Raw genomic sequence first — 15,666 nt, forward strand, 5'->3', positions numbered from 1 at the left:
TGGCGCGAATCAATCAGCACGAAGGCGCGGCGCAGGGTCTGGCGGCCTTGCAGATATTGCTTCAGCAATTCCTGCCATTTGCGCACCGTCGCCACCGGGGCCTCGGCAAAGCCATAGCCCGGAAGGTCGACCACATAGCGCGCCTCGCCCAGCGAAAAGAAGTTGATCTCTTGCGTGCGGCCCGGCGTGTTGGAGGCGCGGGCCAGATTCTTGCGCCCGGTCAAGGCATTGATCAGGCTAGATTTCCCGACGTTGGACCGCCCGGCGAAACAGACCTCGACCCGATCTGCCGGCGGCAGGCCCGACATGGCGACCACGCCTTTCACGAAATCGACCGGACCGGCAAACATCAGCCGCCCACGCTCGCGCGCGAAATCATCGGGTTCGGGAGCCAGCGGAAAACGCAGCGTGGTCATAGCAATGTCACCTCTTGCCCCAGGGCGATCTCGCCGGGGGTGACGACTTCGGCATAGAGGCCGAAATCCTGATGTCCGTAAAGGGTTTGCAGGCTGGCGAGCGTATCACCCTTCGAGTGGCCGGTTTCCACATCGACGGTGGTGGCCTTGCAGCGGGTGATGCGCTCGCGCAGTTCCAGCACGGCCTCGCCGATTTTCAGGCGGCGGCCCAGCATCTCCCACTCGGCCCAGGGCGCCCAGCCCTCGACCCAAAGATTGCCGCGAAAGCGATGCGGCGAAAGCTCCAGGCCCATGCGCGCCGACAAATCGGCCAGCGAGGACAGGCTGAGGATGGAGATCGAGGGCCAGTCGCTATCGGTCATGCCGCGCCCGGCGCTGACAATCTGCTGCGGCTGCGCCCGGTCGGGCGGGTTGAGCGGCGTGACCCAGGCGAGGAAGGCGGGCAGATCCTCCGCCGCATCGGGGCGGAAGGTCAGGCTGCCACGCTCCGGGTGGTGCAGGGTGACGGTGCGGGTGGCCTCATCCAGCTGGCAGGTGATCGCCATCAGGGCAGGGGCCTTGGCACCGCGGGCGAAATTCACGCAAGGGCTCCAGCCCTCGCGCAGTTTGGCCGCCTCATGCGCCACGGCCCAGAACCGATCCCAGGGCAGGGCCTCGCCCGCCAAAAGCCGAACGGACGCGAGGTCTTCGCGTCCGTGGCTTTTGATCGGGTGGCGGGTGATCAGCGAAAGCCGCGCCGTCATTTCTTGCCTTTCGCAGGGGGCGCCACCGGTGCGGGCTTCTTCTTGAACCCCGCCTTGATGTTGCCGAACAGATCCGGCTTGTGGCCATGGCTGCGCATGATCGCATATTGCTGCATGAAAGTGATGGTGTTGTTGGTGATCCAATACAGCACCAGCCCGCTGGCAAAGCTGCCCAGCATGAACATGAAGACCCAAGGCATCCAGGCAAAGACCATGGCCTGCGCAGGATCGGTGGGCGCCGGGTTCAGTTTCTGTTGCAGCCACATCGAGATGCCCAGCAGGATCGGCAGGATGCCAATGAAGATGGTGGCCATCAGGGTGCCATGCTCGGGGGCGGCCCAGGGCAGCAAGCCGAAGAGGTTGAACAGCGACGACGGATCGGGCGCGGAAAGATCGTTCAGCCAGCCATAAAACGGTGCGTGGCGCAGTTCCAAGGTGACGAAGATCACCTTGTAAAGGCTGAAGAAAATCGGGATTTGCAGGAAGATTGGCAGGCAGCCTGCGGCCGGGTTGATCTTCTTTTCCTTGTAAAGCTGCATCATTTCCTTTTGCAGCTTGGCCTTGTCATCGCCCGCGCGCTCTTTCAGCGCCTCCATCTCGGGCTGAAGTTCCTTCATCCGCGCCATCGAGACATAGGATTTATAGGCCAGCGGCAGAACCAGCAGTTTCAGCACGAAGGTCAGCGCGATGATGGCCAGACCCATATTGCCGATCAGGCTGTGCAGGTGGTGCAGAAGCCAGAAGATCGGCTTGGTGAAGAAGAAGAACCAGCCCCAGTCGATCGAGTCGATGAAGCCTGCGACGCCGGCCTTCTGGTAGTTGCGGATGGTTTCCCATTCCTTTGCGCCGGCGAAAAGCTGCGACGACACTTTGGTGGTGGCGCCGGGGGCGAGGGTGACGGCGGGCAGGCGGGTTTCGGTCTGGTAAATATCGGCGCGGGCATCGTATTTCACCACGGCGGTGAAGGGTTTGCCCTGCTGCGGCACCAGAACCGTCATCCAGTATTTGTCGGTGAAGCCCAGCCAGCCATCGGTGGTGGCCTCGGTTACCTCGGCCTGCGCGCCTTCGGAGGCGAGCTGCGGCAGTTCGACCACATCGTCATAATCCACCTCGGCCAGCGTGCCATCGGTGCGGCCCACCACGCCCTCGTGCAGGACGTAGAAGTTTTGCAGATCGGTCGGTTTGCCATGGCGGGCGACGACGCCGTAGGGTTGCAGCGTCACCGGAGCGGTGCCGGCATTTTGCACGGCATCGGTGACGGTGAACATGTAATCATCGTCGATCGCGATGCTGCGGGTGAAGGTCAGGCCCTTGCCATTCTGCCATTGCAGCTTGACTGGCTTGCCGGGGGCCAGCGTGTCGCCCTCGACCAGGGTCCATTCGGTCGCGGCACCGGGCGTATCTTCCAGCGCGAGGCTGGCATCGGCGGTCCAGCCATGCAGGGCATAATAGGCATGGGGCTCGCCCACCGGCGACAGCAGGCGCACGGTTTCGGCATTGGCGTCGAGGCTGACCTTGTAGCCCTTGAGCTTGAGGTCATCGAAACGGGCGCCTTTCAGCGAGATCGAGCCTTCGAGACGCGGCGTATCCACTTTCAGGCGGGCAGCCTGGGGCACGGCGGCGATGGCCTCGGTGCCAGCCGCCGGTTGCGGCGCGGCTGGGGTCGCGGCCTGTTCGGTGGCGACGGGGGTCTCCGGCAGCGGTTCAGGCGGCGGGAAAAACCAGAACCAGCCCAGGATCACAAGGAAACTGAGTACGGTTGCCAGAATGAGGTTCTTGTTCTGATCGTCCATTGCGATCCCCACCTTCGTTTGAAGCGCCCCCTTTCGGGTCAGGCGTGGTTCAACAGAAGGGGGGCGGAAAGGTCAAGCGCTTTCGCCATGGAGCGGGCCGGGAAGCGGCAAAGGCGGCAGGAAAGCGCGGTCATGCGGTGCGGTTGGTGATGCGCGGGGTGCGGGTCTTGCGGGCGCGGTGTTGCAGCATCCAATCCGTCGCCTGTTCAAAGGCCATCGGGCGACCGATGCCGAATCCCTGCACATGGCCGCAGCCGAGCTGTGCGAGCATGGCATGTTCGCCGGGGGTCTCGACCCCTTCGGCCAGGGTTTCGAGATCGAATTTTTCGGCCATGGACAGGATCGCCGCCACGATCTTCTGTTGCTCGCGGTCGCTGTCGACATGGGTGACGAAGCTGCGGTCGATCTTCAGGCGGCGCACCGCGAAGCGGCGGATATTGGTGATGGAGGCATGGCCGGTGCCGAAATCATCAAGGTCGATGCCACAGCCCAGCCGCGACAGGGCGGCAATATTGTGGACGGTAATGTCATGGTCGGTGGTGGCTACGACATTTTCCAGGATTTCCACGCTCAGCCGGTCGGGGGTGAGATCGAAACGGTCCAGCTCCCATTGCAGCTTTTCCACGAGGCGGGGATTGCGCAGCTCGGCGGCGGAGAAGTTGACGCCGATGGTGGGCACGCGCAGCCCCGCCCGATCCCAGTTCACCAGAGCGGTGAGGGCATGGAACAACATCACCTCGCCCAGACGTTCGGACAGGCCGGAATCTTCGAGGGCGGGCAGAAACTCGGCGGGGGGCACCAGACCGCGCTCCGGGTGATACCAGCGCGCCAAGGCCTCGAAGCCCGAAATCTGGCCGGTATCGGTGCAGATTTGCGGCTGGAAATGCGGGCGGATCTGGCCTTCATCCAGCGCGGTTTCCAGCGTGGCGCGCAGGGCATCGCGGTCGGCGCGTTTGGTGGGCATGTCGGGCGAATAGGCGCGGATCGCGCCGGGGCCGTTGCGCAGCGCCTCGTCGGCGGCGATCTGCGCGGCATCGAGCAGGGCGCGCCCGGTCGCCTCGGGCGAGGCGCTGCCCAGGCAGAAGCCGATCGAGCAGGTCACATAAAGCCGCATGGCATTGAGGCTGATCGGGGTGGCGATGCTGGCCTGAAGCCGGGCCGAGAGCTGCACCATGGTTTCCAGATCAAGCCGCCGCTGCGGCCCCAGCACCACGGCCAGACCGCCGCCCTCCAGCCGCGCGACCACATCGCCCGCGCGCAGGGCAGAGCAGAGCCTTTCGGCACTGCGGGCCAGCACCTCGGTCTGGGCGGCGCGGCCGTGGCGATCCAGAATGGTATCGGCATCGTCAAATTGCACCACCAGACAGCCGGTTTGCAGGCCGGTGATCGGGGTGTCGCGCAGGATGTCATCGAGCAGGGCGATGGCTTGCGGCCGCATGGCAAGGCCGGTCAGGGCTTCGGGAAGCCGGATTTCCTCCACCTCCTGCCGTGCAAAGGATTGCACCACCAGAATGAGGACGGGCGCGCAGAGTGCCACGGCCAGCATTGCCGTTTCGCCCCCGGTCCAGAAGGCCAGAAGCATCACGGCAGGCAGCAGGGCCAGAAGCTCCTTCCGGCGGAGGAGCTGGGCCAGGCGCACCAAGCCCCGGTTCCCCTCACGCACAGCCGACCGTCTTTCCATCCGCATTCTCCTGCCGTTCCCCGGCGCGGTGAATCGCCCGGTTGAGTGCAGCTTAGAAGAATCACCTAGAACAGACGGTTAACAGGCCTCTCCCAAATGCGGAGGATTTTCACTAATCGGTCCAATCCCGCCCGGATTTCGCGCCAATGCGGCGAAATCGAAAAGGGCCGGGTCCAGCAGATGCGAGGGCCGGGCGTTCATCAGCGCGCGGAACATGACCTGGCGCCGACCGGGGCTGCGGGCCTCCCAGCCATCCAGCAACTGCTTGACCTGCTGGCGCTGCAAGCCTTCCTGCGAGCCGCAGAGATCGCAAGGAATAATGGGGTAATTCATGGACTTGGCGAATTTTTCGCAATCGGCCTCGGCCACGAAGGCGAGGGGGCGATAGACGAAAAGATCACCATCCTCGTTCAACAGCTTGGGCGGCATGGTGGCCAGCCGCCCGCCGTGGAACAGGTTCATGAAAAAGGTTTCCAGCATGTCGTCGCGGTGATGCCCCAGCACCACAGCCGAACAGCCCTCCTCGCGCGCGATGCGGTAAAGATTGCCGCGCCGCAGCCGGGAACAGAGCGAACACATGGTCTTGCCCGGCCCGATCTTGTCCATCACCACCGAATAGGTGTCTTGATATTCAATGCGATGCTCGACCCCCATCCGGGCCAGAAACTCGGGCAGCACGGTGGCGGGGAAATTGGGCTGACCCTGATCGAGATTGCAGGCAAGCAGATCGACCGGCAGCAGCCCGCGCCATTTCAGCTCGTGCAGCACGGCCAGCAGGGTATAGCTGTCCTTGCCCCCGGACAGGCAGACCAGCCAGCGCGCGCCGCGTTCGATCATGCCGTAATGGTCGATCGCCTCGCGCACCTCGCGCACCAAACGCTTGCGCAGCTTGCGAAATTCGGTGCTGGAGGGCGCGCCGTGGAACAGCGGGTGGATGTCCTCGCCAATGTCAGCCAGATCGTCCATCATGGCCCCTCTCACTGCTCCCAGGTGCGGAAGAACCGGCCCGCCGGCGAGAGGGTGAAGATCTCGCAGCCCTCGGCGGTGACGCCGATGGAATGCTCGTATTGCGCCGAAAGCGATTTGTCGCGGGTCACGGCGGTCCAGTCATCGGCCAGAACCTTGGTCTCGGGGCGGCCCAGGTTGACCATCGGTTCGATGGTGAAGAACATGCCTTCCTCCAGCACCGGGCCAGAGCCCGCGCGGCCATAATGCAGCACATTCGGCGGGGCGTGGAAGACGCGGCCAAGGCCGTGGCCGCAGAAATCGCGCACCACCGACATGCGGGCGGCCTCGACATAAGACTGGATGGCAAAGCCGATGTCGCCAAAGGTATTGCCCGGCTTCACGGCGGCGATGCCACGCATCAGGCCTTCATGGGTGACCTCGATCAGACGCTCGGCCTTGCGGGGCAGGGCGCCTGCCACATACATGCGGCTGGTATCGCCATACCAGCCTTCGACGATCACGGTCACGTCAATGTTGAGAATATCGCCATCTGCCAAGACCTTGGCGCCCGGAATGCCGTGGCAGACCACATGGTTCACCGAGATGCAGGAGGCGTGCTGATAACCCTTGTAGCCGATGGTGGCCGAGGTCACGCCAAGGCGCTGGATTTCTGCGGTGATGAAGGCGTCGATCTCGGCGGTGGTGGCGCCGGGGCGCACCAGCGGGATCACGGCATCCAGAATGCCCGCCGCCACTTGCCCCGCCGTGCGCATGCCTGCGAAATCGGCCTCGTCATAAATGCGGATTCCGTCCTTGGTGACGCGGCCACGCAGATCGTTCACGGGGTGCCCTTTCGCTGTTTGGGCGTGTAGATAAAGGCTGAGGCGGAAAAAGGCCAGAGGTGGCGCTGTGCAGCGGCGCGGCGCGCGCTATACCTCGGGCCAGAAACGGAGGCCAAGATGACAAACCCCACTGCCGCCATGCTGGTGATCGGCGACGAGATCCTGTCGGGGCGCACCCGCGACAGCAACACGCATCATCTGGCCGGAGAGCTGACAGCGCGCGGCATCCGGCTGATGGAGGCGCGCGTGGTGGCCGATGAGGCGCCGGCGATCATCGAGGCGGTGAATGCGCTGCGCGCCCGCTGGGATCACGTGTTCACCAGCGGCGGCATCGGCCCGACCCATGATGACATCACGGCCGAAGCGATTGCGCAGGCCTTTGGCGTGGCGATCACCCATCGCGCCGATGCGATGGCGCTGCTGTCGGCGCATTACGCGAGCCGCGAGATGGAGTTCAACGCGGCCCGGCAGCGCATGGCCCGCATTCCCGATGGGGCGGTGCTGATCGACAATCCGATCTCGGTGGCGCCGGGCTTTTCGATCGGGAATGTGCATGTGATGGCGGGGGTGCCGAATATCTTTCAGGCCATGCTGGCGGGGGTGTTGCAGGGCATTCAGGGCGGCGCGCCGCTGCTCAGCCAATCGCTGCGGGTGGAGCGGGGCGAGGGCGAGATCGCGGCGCCGTTTGCGGCGCTGGCGGCAGAGTTTCCCGATCTGACGATGGGCAGCTATCCCTTTACGGTGAATGGGGCTTTTGGCACCAATCTGGTGATCCGGGGCACCGATGCGGCACGGCTGGATGCGGCGATGATCCGGCTTCAGGCGCTGTTCGGATGACGCCGGAGGGGCTGGCAGAGGGGATGGAGGCCACATGGCCCCCGGCGCGCAAGCTCCGGCTGGGGCCGTGGTGGCTGCGCGAGGGCGCGGGGGGCGGGCAGCGGGTCTCGGCGGCCTCGCCCGCCGGGGACTGGGACGCGGCCGATATTCCGCAGGCCGAGGCGGCGATGCTGGCCATGGGGCAGACCCGGCTTTGGGTGATACATGACGATGCAAGGCTGGATGCGGCACTGGCGGCGCGGGGTTACCGGCGCCATGACCCGGTGGTGGCCTATGCCGCGCCGGTCGCCGCGCTGGCGGGCGAGGTGTCGGGCATGGCGGGGTTTGCGCATTGGCCCCCCCTGGCGATTGCCTGTGACATCTGGGCCGAAGGCGGGATCGGCCCGGAGCGGCTGGCGGTGATGCAGCGGGTCGCGGGTGCCAAAAGCGCGATTCTGGGCCGCACGGCAGACACGCCCGCAGGCGCGGCTTTCGTGGCGATCCATGGCGATCTGGCGATGCTGCATGCGCTGGAGGTGCGGCCCGCTTTGCGTCGGCAGGGTTCCGCCCGCAATATCTTGATGACGGCGGCGCATTGGGCGCAAGATCAGGGGGCAGTGACCTTCTCGCTGGTGGTGACCGAGCAGAATGCTGCCGCCCGGGCCTTGTATGAGCGGCTGGGGATGGTAGCGGTGGGGCGCTATCATTACCGGGTGATGTGAATGCGGTTTCTGCTGCCTTTTCTGCTGCTGTCTTCGCCTGTCGCGGCGCAAACCTTCGATTTCGGGGCCGAGGCGGTGCAGACCGCGCAAGAGGTGGAACCCGATGCCACCGCGCTGATCGCCACGGCGCCATGGGCGGCAGGGGCGCCGCAGGGCCTGCGCGATGGCACGCTGGAACAGACGGCCTGGCGGATCGACACGCCGCAAAGCACGCTGGACCTCGCGGCGCGGCTGCAAGCGCAGCTGGAGGCGGCGGGGTGGAAAATCCTGTTCACCTGCGAGACGCGCGGCTGCGGCGGCTTTGATTTCCGCTATCAACTGCCGCTGCTGAACGAGCCGGATATGCATGTCGATCTGGGCGATTTCAGGTATGTTTCTGCCGAAAAGGGCGGCGAGGCGCTGAGCCTGACCATCAGCCGCGCCACAGGGGCCGGGTTTGTGCAGCTGACACGGGTGACGCCGGGCGCGCGGGCCCCGGAGACCCCGACGGTCGCGCCGGTGGCACCCTTGGCGCTGCCCGCGCCGGTCTCTGATCTGGGCGCGCGGCTGGAGGCTTCGGGCGCGGTGGTGCTGGGCGATCTGGTCTTTGCCTCGGGCAAGGCGGCGCTGGAGCCGGGCGATTATGCCAGCCTGCGCGCCCTGGCCGATTACATGGCGGCGAGGCCAGAGGCGAAAATCGCGTTGGTCGGCCATACCGATGCCTCGGGCGGGCTGGCGGGCAATGTCGCCCTGTCGGAGGCCCGGGCGGGCGCGGTGCGCAAGGTGTTGATCTCGCTGGGGATTCAAGGCGAGCGGATCGAGGCCAAGGGCGTGGGCTATCTGGCGCCGCGCGCCAGCAACCTGACGCCCGAGGGGCGGACGCAAAACAGAAGGGTCGAGGTGATGCTCACCTCGACCCAAGTTGGTGCCGCACCGTAACTCGTGACTTCACCAGTTGTCGGGGCCTTTTTCGAGGAAGCGCCGCGCGAGAAAGTCGATGAAGGCCCGCACCTTGGGCTGGGTAAAGCGGCCCGGCGGGTAAACGGCATAGATGCCCAGCGTCTCGACCGGCAGGCCGGTGATGGCCTCCTCCACCTGTCCGGCGCGCATCGCATCGGCGTAAAGGAAAGAGGGCAGATAGGCGATGCCGAGGCCCGCAATGGCCGCATTCAGCAGCGATTGCCCGTCATTGACGGTGAGCCAGCCATTCGAGCGCACCTGCCGCTTTTCGCCCGAGGGCGCGGTGACTTTCCACACATTGCCATTGGCCTGATTGGAATAGTGCAGCAATTTGTGTTCGTTCAGGTCGTCGATCTTCATCGGGCGGCCGAATTTCTGGAAATAGCCGGGCGAGCCGATCATCCGCTTGGAGGTCTCGGTCAGCTTGCGGGCGCGCAGGCTGCTGTCTTCCAGATCGCCGACCCGGATCGCCATGTCGAACCCTTCCGAGATCAGCTCTACATAGCGGTTGTTCAGCACCATGTTCACGGTAATCTCGGGATATTCCTGCAAGAATTCCCCGAGGATCGGCGAAAGCAGGTTCACCCCGAAATCGGTGGCCACAGAGATGCGCAAGAGGCCCGAGGGCGCCGATTGCATCGAGGTGACCAGCGCATCCGCCTCGCCCGCGTCATTCAGCACGCGGCGGGCGCGGTCGTAATAGGCAAGGCCGATCTCGGTGGGCGAGACGCGCCGCGTGGTCCGGTTCAACAGCCGCGCGCCAAGCCGGGCCTCCAGCGCCGAAACGTGCTTGGACACGGCGGATTTGGAAATGCCCATCTTCTTGGCCGCATCCGTGAATCCGCCCTGATCCACCACGGTGGCAAAGGCTTCCATTTCGGTCAGTCGGTCCATTGTCTTCCCCATGCGGCTTATGCGCTGTCTGGCCCCATCATTGATCGCCAAATCGGGCGAGATAGAGGCGGGGGCGCGACGGTTTGGGGGTATTACGGCGGATCGTTCAGGGCATGGAAACGAGGATTGTGGCGAAAAACGCGGCAATTGCCTGCCGCGCATCGGCTTTGTGCCGCCTTTTCAGGCGACTTTCAGAACGATCTTGCCGATATGCTGATTGCTTTCCAGCCTGGCATGGGCTGCCGCCGCCTCGGCCAGCGGAAACTCGCTGTCGATCACCGGGCGCAGCGTGCCGCGTTCCACCATGGGCCAGACGTGTTTGGCGAGGTGGCGGGCATAGCGGGCCTTGGCCAGATCGCTCTGCGGGCGCAAGGTGGAGCCGGTGAGGGTCAGGCGGCGCATCATCACCTCGGCAAAGTTCAGCTCGGCCTTGGTGCCTTTCAGGAAGGCGATCTGCACAAGGCGGCCCTCATCGGCCAGGGCCTTGACGTTGCGCTGGATGTAATCGCCGCCGACCATATCGAGGATGACATGGGCGCCGCGCTCGGCCTTCATCGCCGCCACGAAATCTTCGGTCGGGTAATGGAAGGCGCGTTCGGCCCCCAAGGCCTCGCAGGCGGCGCATTTCTCGGGCGTGCCGGCGGTGGCGAAGACGCGGGCCCCGATGGCGCGGGCCATCTGAATGGCGGTGGTGCCGATGCCCGAGGCACCGCCATGCACGAGGAACCGCTCGCCCGCGCGCAACCCGCCGCGGATCATGACATTGGACCAGACGGTGAAACAGGTTTCCGGCAGGCAGGCGGCCTCGCGCAGGCCGATGCCTTCGGGCACGGGCAAAGCGTGGTCTTCCGGCGTCACGGCATATTCGGCATAGCCGCCGCCCGGCAGGAGGGCGGTCACCTTGTCGCCCGGCTGCCATTTGGTGACGCCGGGGCCAACGGCGGCAACCCAGCCCGAAGCCTCCAGCCCCGGCAGCGGCGAGGCGGTGGGGGGCGGCGCGTAAAGCCCGGCGCGTTGCAGCGCATCGGGGCGGTTCACCCCGGCATAGGCGATGCGGATCAGAATCTCGCCATGGTTCGGCACCGGCACGGTGACCTCGACCGGCTTCAACACCTCTGGCCCGCCGGATTCAGAGATTTCAATGGCTTGCATTGTATGGGGCGGCGGCAGGGTCATGCGGGGTCTTTCATTTGGCCGGGAAGATCTGCGGGCACGCGCGGGGCGCGCAGGCCGGAGAGCAGTTTCAGGGGCGAGAGCAGGGTTTTGCCCAAGGCGGTGGCCTTGAACTTCTCGAACTCCATCACATTGCCGATGCGGCGATCCAGAAAATCGCGGGTGTCGCGGTGGTTTTCGCTGTCATCGCCCAGCCAGAACAGCACGGTGGCCGAATAGACGGCGGAGAGCGTGGCGCGTTTGGAATACCAGTTGAAATCCTCCGATGTATCGCCAAGCGCCGTCCAGATCGCATCGGCGGTGCCCCAGATCGCCTTGGCGCCCTCGGGCGCGTTGTGGGGCAGGGTGAAAAAGGCGGTGCCGCGCCGCACCAGTTCCTTGTCGGTGACCAGATCGAGCCGGGCCATCACGGCGGCGGCGATGCGGTCGCGAAAGCGCAGATGCGAGAGGTCTTGCGCGGCCAGCGCCTGCACCATGGCAGCATCGCCCGCGCGGTGATAGGTCAGCGCCAGATCCAGCGGCCCGCGCGGGACCAGGGCGGCGGCCAGGCCGGGTGCGGTGCCCGAATCGCTCAGCGCGGCTTTCAGCGTGGTCTCGGACCAGCCATCAAAGGGCACATGCGGCAGCGCGGCCTGCAAAACAGCCTCGCGCGTGGCGGAAGTGGCAGAGAAATCGCTCATCGGGCCCCCTTTCAACCGGGATGGTAGACAAGTCTGCCCCGCTTTGCTATGGGGCGCAGGCCTGCACATCAGTGCAACTCTAGCTTAGGAAGGTGGTGACAACCACATGCAGGTCAGCGTTCGTGACAACAACGTCGAACAGGCGCTCCGCGCCCTGAAGAAAAAGCTTCAGCGCGAAGGCGTGTTCCGCGAAATGAAGCTCAAGCAACATTTCGAAAAGCCTTCCGTCAAGAAGGCCCGTGAGCAAGCCGAAGCCGTCCGCCGTGCGCGTAAACTCGCACGGAAGAAGGCGCAGCGCGAAGGCGCTCTCTAAGACGCGTCAGATCACTGGGCGGGGCAACCCGCCGATCTTGAGGAACCCCCGTCTTCGGCCGGGGGTTTTTCTTTTGGGGATGGTCGGGCGGAGGAGGAAACGCATCGCGTTTCCCCGCCCGATGTGGAAGCGGTTCCGCCAGACCCGTTCCGCCAGACCGGCAGAGGCCAGAGCCCGCCCGGCGGAAGCGAAGCGCCCGCCGCCCGGAGGGCGGGCGCTGGCCGGGGGCTTCGGGCCCCCGGCCCGAACGCGGCAACGGTGCCGCATGACCTCGGCGATGGCCTCGGTCAAGGGGCCTACACCTTCAACGCCGTTGTCTTCACCACGGTGCGCAGCGCAAAGCTGGATTGCATCTGTGCCACGCCGGGCAGGCGCGACAGATACTGCCGGTGGATGCGCGCGAAATCCTCGGTGTCTTCGGCGATGATCTTCAGCAGGTAATCGGCGCTGCCCGCCATCAGGTGACATTCCAGCACATCCGGCACCCGCGCCACCTCGCGCTCAAAGGCGTCCAGCAGCTCATCGGCCTGCCCTTGCAGGGTGATCTCCACAAACACCGTGGTGGGCCGCCCCATGCGGCGGGCATCCAGCAGCGCGACATAAGCGGCGATATAGCCCTCCTCCTCCAGCCGCTGCACCCGGCGGTGACAGGCCGAGGCGGAAAGGTTCACCTGCTCGGACAGCTCGGCATTGGTGATCCGGCCGTTCTTTTGCAGGGCCGTCAGGATGCGGCGGTCTGTTGCGTCAAGGCTCATGGTGGCGGCGATTTCTTCGGCTAAAGGCAGGTTATGCGCAGAAATCTACCACCGCACCGGCCGCGCCGACCAGAGAAATCGAAAAATCGCCGGTGATTCTGCCGCAGGCTGATCCCACAGGCCCGCGCGGGGAGGCGCGGGCGCACAGGGAGAGATTCAATGAAGATCGGTTGCCCGAAAGAAATCAAACCGCAGGAGTTTCGCGTGGGCATGACCCCCGACGCCGTGCGCGAGGCGGTGGGTCATGGTCACGCGGTGGTGGTGGAAACCCAGGCCGGGATGGGTGCGGGGTTCTCGGATGCGAATTATGTTGCGGCGGGTGCCACCATTCTGGGCACCGCCGAAGAGGTCTTCGCACAGGCCGAGATGATCGTGAAGGTGAAGGAGCCGCAGGCGGTGGAGCGCAAGCGGCTGCGTGAGGGCCAGCTTCTGTTCACCTATCTGCATCTGGCGCCCGACCCGGAGCAGACCCGCGATCTGCTGGACAGCGGCGTGACGGCGATTGCCTATGAGACGGTGACCGATGATCGCGGCGGCTTGCCGCTGCTGGCCCCGATGTCCGAGGTGGCGGGGCGGCTCGCGCCCCAGGTCGGCGCCTGGACGCTGCAAAAGGCCAATGGCGGGCGCGGCGTCTTGCTGGGCGGCGTGCCGGGCGTGCTGCCCGCCAAGGTGCTGGTGATCGGCGGCGGGGTGGTGGGCACCCATGCGGCCAAGGTCGCCGCCGGAATGGGCGCGGATGTGACGGTGATTGACCGCTCGGTGAACCGGCTGCGCTATCTGGATGATGTCTTCGGGCGGGAGTTCAAGAATGCCTATGCCAGCGCGGGCAATACCATTGCGCTCGCGCGCGAGGCCGATCTGATCATCGGCGCGGTGCTGATCCCCGGCGCGGCGGCGCCCAAGCTGATCTCCCGCGCGCAGCTCAAGGAGCTGAAACCCGGCGCGGCGCTGGTCGATGTGGCGATTGATCAGGGCGGCTGTTTCGAGACCAGCCGCGCCACCACCCATCAAGACCCGATCTATGAGGTGGAGGGCATCATGCATTATTGCGTCGCCAATATGCCCGGCGCCGTGGCGCGCACCTCGACCCAGGCGCTTGGCAATGCCACCATGCCCTTCATGCTGGCCCTGGCCGACAAGGGCTGGAAACGCGCCTGCGCCGAGGACAAGCACCTGTTGGCGGGGCTGAACACCCATAAGGGCCAGCTGACCTATGCCGCCGTGGGCGCGGCCCTGGGCCTGCCCAGCATCGCGGCCTCGGCGGCGCTGGATCTGTAAGGCTCAGCTGCCGAGGATCACGGGCTCGGGCTTCTCGACCTTCTGGCAGGCCGCGGTGGCGGTCAGCAGGGCAAGGGCGGCAAGGGTGAAAATGGCTTTGGTCATGGCAGCCTCCGGGTGCGAATGACCCTCAGGAAACGCGGCTTTGCCAAGGCTGTCAAGCCAGCGCGGCCCAGCAAAAAGGCCCCCGCATCACCGGGGGCCTTTTCTACCGTCGCGGGTGCCACATCACTTTTTCAGCGAGTCGCGGATTTGCAGCAGCACTTCCAGCTCGGTCGGGCCAGCCGGAGCCGCAGCCACGGCGGCAGCCTCGGCGGCCTCTTTCTTGGCGGTGGCCTCTTTCAGCTTGTTCACCGCCTTCACCAGCAGGAACACCACCCAGGCGATGATCAGGAAGTTGATCACGGCGGTGATGAACGAGCCATAGGCGAAGACCGGCGCGCCGGCATCCTTGGCGGCCTTGAGCGAGGTGTATTCGGTGCCGCTCAGATTGATGAACAGGTTCGAGAAGTCGATGCCGCCGGTGACAAGACCGATCAGCGGGTTGATCAGGTCTGCGACCAGCGAGTTGACGATGGCGGTGAAGGCGGCGCCGATGATGATACCGACAGCCAGATCGACAACGTTGCCTTTGGCGATGAACGCCTTGAATTCATTCAGCATTTACAGTGGGTCCTTCCATTGCCCCAGTTACGGCCCCGACCGGGACTCCCTTGGTTCCGCGCCGGTCAACCGGCGGGCAGGCGTCCTTCTTGCACAGGGCTGCCGCTTTTATTGCACAATCTGGCCGCTTTCGGCATGGGGAAAACAGGGCTAGCCTTCACCGTAACGCTTCAGGAGGCTTTCATGACCGATCTTGCCGCTTTTCCGATCACCCGCCGCTGGCCCGCCACCCGCCCCGGGGCGATCCAGCTTTATTCGCTGCCCACGCCGAACGGGATCAAGGTTTCGGTGGCGCTGGAGGAAATGGGCCTCGATTACGAGCCGCATCTGGTGGATTTCGGCAAGAATGACCAGATGACGCCGGAGTTTCTGAGCCTGAACCCCAATAACAAGATCCCCGCGATCATCGACCCGAACGGGCCGGAAGGGCAGCCCCTCGCGCTGTTCGAAAGCGGGGCCATTCTGGTTTATCTGGCTGAGAAATCGGGGAAATTCCTGCCAGCGGCGCGGCGCTACGAGGTGCTGCAATGGCTGATGTTCCAGATGGGGGGCTTGGGGCCGATGTTCGGGCAACTGGGCTTCTTTCACCATTTCGCGGGCAAGGAGGTGGAAGACCCGCGCCCGAAAGAGCGCTACCGCGCCGAGGCCGCGCGGCTTTTGAAGGTGCTGGATGGCGCGCTGGAAGGGCGTGACTGGATCGCGGGCGAATATTCCATCGCCGATATGGCGATTGGGCCCTGGCTGAACACGCTGACCGGCTTTTACAAGGCGGGCGACATCGTGGGCTGGGCCGGGTTGCAGCATGTTCCGGCCTATCTGGAGCGCTTCCTTGCGCGGCCCGCGGTGCAGAAGGGCCTGAACATCCCGGCGCGCGGCTGATGGGGCGCCGCTTCGCCGCCATCGCCGATATTCATGGCAATGCCGATGCGCTGGCGGCGGTGCTGGCGGATATTGACGCACAGGGGATCACCGAGATCGTCAATCTGGGCGATCTGCTTTCTGGTCCGCTC

Annotated in this window: 16 protein-coding genes and 1 pseudogene; 6 read left to right on the forward strand and 11 right to left on the reverse strand. The window is 65.1% G+C overall.

Translation table 11 applies throughout. The features are described 5' to 3' along the window. The 6 genes and pseudogenes from yihA to map form a co-directional block, all read right to left on the reverse strand. The coding region (gene yihA, locus JNN06_RS02515; RefSeq protein WP_291238023.1) for a ribosome biogenesis GTP-binding protein YihA/YsxC at positions 1-416 on the reverse strand (416 nt) is incomplete at its 3' end. Continuing rightward, the gene (locus tag JNN06_RS02520; RefSeq protein ID WP_366812360.1) at positions 413-1,141 is read right to left on the reverse strand and encodes an MOSC domain-containing protein; all 729 of its coding nucleotides are present in this window, start codon (positions 1,139-1,141) and stop codon (positions 413-415) included. The genes yihA and JNN06_RS02520, both read right to left, overlap by 4 nt. After that, positions 1,032-2,952 (reverse strand): annotated as a pseudogene (gene yidC / locus JNN06_RS02525) (membrane protein insertase YidC). The gene JNN06_RS02520 and the pseudogene yidC overlap by 110 nt, the downstream one beginning before the upstream one ends. Positions 2,953-3,082: 130 nt before the next feature. Continuing rightward, on the reverse strand, positions 3,083-4,639 hold the full coding sequence (locus JNN06_RS02530; RefSeq protein WP_366812355.1) for a bifunctional diguanylate cyclase/phosphodiesterase: 1,557 nt from the start codon (positions 4,637-4,639) through the stop codon (positions 3,083-3,085). A 72-nt stretch (positions 4,640-4,711) separates the two neighbouring features. Next, entirely contained in the window at positions 4,712-5,590 is an 879-nt protein-coding gene (gene ttcA / locus JNN06_RS02535) for a tRNA 2-thiocytidine(32) synthetase TtcA (protein WP_291238038.1), read from the reverse strand. A 20-nt stretch (positions 5,591-5,610) separates the two neighbouring features. After that, a complete protein-coding gene (map, locus tag JNN06_RS02540) occupies positions 5,611-6,423 on the reverse strand; it encodes a type I methionyl aminopeptidase (protein WP_291238027.1) in 813 nt (270 codons plus the stop codon). Positions 6,424-6,540: 117 nt separating this feature from the next. Here map and JNN06_RS02545 point away from each other — a divergent pair, with 117 nt between their 5' ends. The 3 genes from JNN06_RS02545 to JNN06_RS02555 are packed head-to-tail and all read left to right on the forward strand — an operon-like array spanning position 6,541 to position 8,879. Continuing rightward, complete coding sequence (locus JNN06_RS02545; protein ID WP_291238028.1) at positions 6,541-7,260, forward strand: molybdopterin-binding protein; 720 nt, start codon at positions 6,541-6,543, stop codon at positions 7,258-7,260. Next, positions 7,257-7,961: a GNAT family N-acetyltransferase gene (locus JNN06_RS02550; RefSeq protein WP_291238029.1), complete on the forward strand. Its 705-nt coding sequence runs from the start codon at positions 7,257-7,259 to the stop codon at positions 7,959-7,961. The genes JNN06_RS02545 and JNN06_RS02550 overlap by 4 nt, the downstream gene beginning before the upstream one ends. Further along, a complete protein-coding gene (locus JNN06_RS02555; protein ID WP_291238030.1) occupies positions 7,962-8,879 on the forward strand; it encodes an OmpA family protein in 918 nt (305 codons plus the stop codon). Positions 8,880-8,888: 9 nt separating this feature from the next. On the opposite strand, the gene JNN06_RS02560 is transcribed toward JNN06_RS02555, so the two are convergent. The 3 genes from JNN06_RS02560 to JNN06_RS02570 all read right to left on the reverse strand — a co-directional run bounded on the left by JNN06_RS02560 (position 8,889) and on the right by JNN06_RS02570 (position 11,647). Next, complete coding sequence (locus JNN06_RS02560; protein WP_291238031.1) at positions 8,889-9,794, reverse strand: LysR family transcriptional regulator; 906 nt, start codon at positions 9,792-9,794, stop codon at positions 8,889-8,891. Between the two features lie 180 nt (positions 9,795-9,974). Further along, positions 9,975-10,970 carry an NAD(P)H-quinone oxidoreductase gene (locus JNN06_RS02565; protein WP_291238032.1) on the reverse strand — a complete coding sequence of 332 codons (996 nt, stop codon included), beginning with the start codon at positions 10,968-10,970 and terminating at the stop codon, positions 9,975-9,977. Beyond that, on the reverse strand, positions 10,967-11,647 hold the full coding sequence (locus JNN06_RS02570; protein WP_291238033.1) for a COQ9 family protein: 681 nt from the start codon (positions 11,645-11,647) through the stop codon (positions 10,967-10,969). The genes JNN06_RS02565 and JNN06_RS02570 overlap by 4 nt, the downstream gene beginning before the upstream one ends. Before the next feature lie 106 nt (positions 11,648-11,753). On the opposite strand from JNN06_RS02570, the gene rpsU reads away from it, so the two are divergent. Continuing rightward, on the forward strand, positions 11,754-11,960 hold the full coding sequence (gene rpsU / locus JNN06_RS02575; RefSeq protein WP_023666753.1) for a 30S ribosomal protein S21: 207 nt from the start codon (positions 11,754-11,756) through the stop codon (positions 11,958-11,960). 296 nt (positions 11,961-12,256) lie between these two features. On the opposite strand, the gene JNN06_RS02580 is transcribed toward rpsU, so the two are convergent. Continuing rightward, positions 12,257-12,715, reverse strand: a complete 459-nt coding sequence (locus JNN06_RS02580) for an Lrp/AsnC family transcriptional regulator (protein ID WP_291238034.1) — start codon at positions 12,713-12,715, stop codon at positions 12,257-12,259. 159 nt (positions 12,716-12,874) lie between these two features. Here JNN06_RS02580 and ald point away from each other — a divergent pair, with 159 nt between their 5' ends. Then, positions 12,875-13,993, forward strand: a complete 1,119-nt coding sequence (gene ald, locus JNN06_RS02585) for an alanine dehydrogenase (protein ID WP_291238035.1) — start codon at positions 12,875-12,877, stop codon at positions 13,991-13,993. Between the two features lie 228 nt (positions 13,994-14,221). Here the strand turns inward: ald and mscL are convergent, their stop codons facing one another. Next, positions 14,222-14,656 (reverse strand): large conductance mechanosensitive channel protein MscL, encoded by a 435-nt coding sequence (gene mscL / locus JNN06_RS02590; RefSeq protein ID WP_291238036.1) that lies wholly within the window; start codon positions 14,654-14,656, stop codon positions 14,222-14,224. A 183-nt stretch (positions 14,657-14,839) separates the two neighbouring features. Between mscL and JNN06_RS02595 the strand changes: the two genes are divergently transcribed. Beyond that, the gene (locus JNN06_RS02595) at positions 14,840-15,535 is read left to right on the forward strand and encodes a glutathione S-transferase N-terminal domain-containing protein (protein ID WP_291238037.1); all 696 of its coding nucleotides are present in this window, start codon (positions 14,840-14,842) and stop codon (positions 15,533-15,535) included. Positions 15,536-15,666 lie beyond the last annotated feature (131 nt).

It is taken from the genome of Gemmobacter sp., from assembly GCF_016792925.1.
Taxonomy (GTDB): Bacteria; Pseudomonadota; Alphaproteobacteria; order Rhodobacterales; family Rhodobacteraceae; genus Gemmobacter.